2 protein-coding genes are annotated in these 2,434 nt (G+C 66.9%); one reads left to right on the forward strand and one right to left on the reverse strand.

The window, feature by feature from the left end; translation table 11 throughout:
- The coding region (locus ACN269_RS32835) for an SbmA/BacA-like family transporter (RefSeq protein ID WP_421476938.1) at positions 1-1,104 on the reverse strand (1,104 nt) is incomplete at its 3' end.
- A 216-nt stretch (positions 1,105-1,320) separates the two neighbouring features.
- Here ACN269_RS32835 and ACN269_RS32840 point away from each other — a divergent pair.
- The gene (locus tag ACN269_RS32840) at positions 1,321-2,205 is read left to right on the forward strand and encodes a GNAT family N-acetyltransferase (RefSeq protein WP_421476940.1); all 885 of its coding nucleotides are present in this window, start codon (positions 1,321-1,323) and stop codon (positions 2,203-2,205) included.
- The last annotated feature ends 229 nt before the right edge of the window (positions 2,206-2,434 follow it).

The raw sequence follows: 2,434 nt of genomic DNA on the forward strand, positions 1-2,434 counted from the left end.
CACGGTGCGGAAGAAGGACAGCCCTTGCTCGATATTGCCGAACGCCGACGCCGACTGGCTCATCGCGCCCAGCGTGATCTCGCCGCTGAAGAACCGCGGGAACTGCAAAAGATACGGCGGGACCACGATGATCTGATCCATCGACAGGTTCCAACCGTAGAAGCCCATCATCCGGTTGATGTAGTGCTTGTAGTTGGTGACGATCCGCGAGAAGGACCGCCGCAGCCCGATGCGTTCGGCGAGCTCGCCGCGGTAGAAGGCGACCGCCTCCGACGCGTCACGCAATCGCACCAGCGCATAGCGGAACGCGGCGTTGAACTTCTCGTTCTTGAAGGCCAGCCAGATGATCGGTCGGCCGATCCAGAACGCGACGATCGTCGCGAAGACCACATAAACCAGCAGAATCCAGAACATCGCCCTGGGCAGCGTCCCGATGATGGGCAGGGTGAGCGGGCCGGAGAGGTTCCACAGGATCGCGGTGAACGAGATCATCGAGATGATCGCCGAGATCGCGCCGAACAGCAGCGTGGCCCTCGAGGTGTTGCCCGGCACGTTCGGAAGTCCACTGACGCCGGTGGTGAAGATGTCGATGTCGAGCTGGATGCGCTGATCAGGGTTGTCGATCGATTCGTCGATGAACCGGCCCCGGTAGTACGCCTTTCCGGTGAGCCAGTCGCGGGTCAGCCGTTCGGTCAGCCAGGCGCGCCAGGCCAGCATGAACCGCTGCGCCATGAACAAGTCGAGCATGATCCGCGCGACGTGCAGCACCGCCAGGATGGCGAAGACGAGCATCGACAGCCAGAACCCGTCCTTGCCCGAATTCTTCACCGCTTCGTCGCCGGTGCCCAGGCCGGCGGCGACCACCTGGAAGCTGGTCATCATGTCGTTGCCCTGAAAGCTGAACAGCACGGTCAGCCGAACGCCGGCCACCACCGACAGCAAGAGCGCGGCCAACCACAGCCAGATCTTGACGCTGTCCGGCCCCTTGAAATAGTCGCCGGTGATACGCCAGAACTGCCTGCCCCAGACGGTGTAGCGAGCCAGCAGCACCAAGACCACCATGGTGACCACCGCCGCGATCACCCAGGCGCGGGCGATCCACACCACCGAGGTCCACAACTCGTTGCCCCAGTCCAGGGTGGGAGTGAACATCTCCATTCCGGCAAACTACCGCGACGGCCGGTGCCGAGCGCGGGCGCTAGGCGAAAGGTGCGTGTAGGTGTGCCGGGGTTTCGGCGACAGTGCGTGTCTGCCGCGCGACGCGCCGGGGAGTCACCGACATCTGCGCACGCTCGTCGCATACGAGTGCTGCGAAATTCGGTGGACACGTGCGACGTCGGCACCCAACCTAAACAGGTGGACGCGCGGCTACACCTCTCCGTCGGCGAGTTCCGCGCGGTCGCCGAACCGTGGTATCGCCGCGACCCGGTGCTGCACACCACCGAACTGACGGCGCTGCGCACCCTGCCGGCCGGCAGCGTGATGCTGACTGTGACCGACGGCGGCCAGACCATCGGAGCGGCCCAGCAGACGCCGCTGTTTCCGTTGGCGTGCACCGCGATTCCGCTGGCTGCCCTGGACGCCGTCGTCACCAAACTCGCCCGCCTACAGCCCGGGTTGAGCGGTCTCCGCGGACTGCGTGACACCGCCACCGCCTTTGCCGACAAGTGGTGCCCTGCCACCGGACGCACAGCAACGGTGATCGACGAAGAGCGCCTGTACCGGCTGGGCACGCTGCGCGACCCGGCAGGCATGGCAGGGGCGCCCGGCGACCCGGCCGCACATGCGCCGGTCGTCGTCGACTGGCTCGACCTGTTCCACCAGGAGGCGTTCGGCGAGCCGTCCAATCCGGCCGCCTCAGCGCGGCTGATGGCGGCGGCGGCCGAACTCGGCGACCGGTTCGTGGTGTGGGTCGTCGGCGCGAGGCCGGTCAGCCTGGCGATGGTGCGGGCTCCCGTCGCGGGGGTGGCGCGGATCGGGCCGGTCTTCACGCCACGCGAGCGGCGCGGCCACGGCTACGGCTCGGCCGTCACCGCCGCCGCTGCGCGGCTGGCCCAGCGGATGGGCGCCGCGGACGTGGTGCTGTTCACCGACCTGGCCAACCCGACCTCCAACGCCATCTACCAGCGGATCGGGTTCGAGCCGGTGACCGACATGGTGCGCATCGCGTTCGGCGACGAGGGTGCGCGGACTGCTGCCCGATAGCGGTGTGTCGGCCGACAGACACGCACGCTCGCCGAAACTGAGGGGCCGCGTACCGTGAACATGTGCCAAAGACGTCCAGCGGCAAACCGGGCCGCTTGAGCAGCAAGTTCTGGAAGATGCTCGGCGCCAGCACCGAGCGCGACCAAACCCACTCCCTGAGCGCGGTGAAAGCCGCCGAGCAGTTCACCGACAAGGCCACCGGCCTCGACGAGGATCAGCTACCAAAGGC

The sequence above is a fragment of the Micromonospora sp. WMMD736 genome, assembly GCF_049179015.1.
Lineage (GTDB): Bacteria > Actinomycetota > Actinomycetes > Mycobacteriales > Micromonosporaceae > Micromonospora.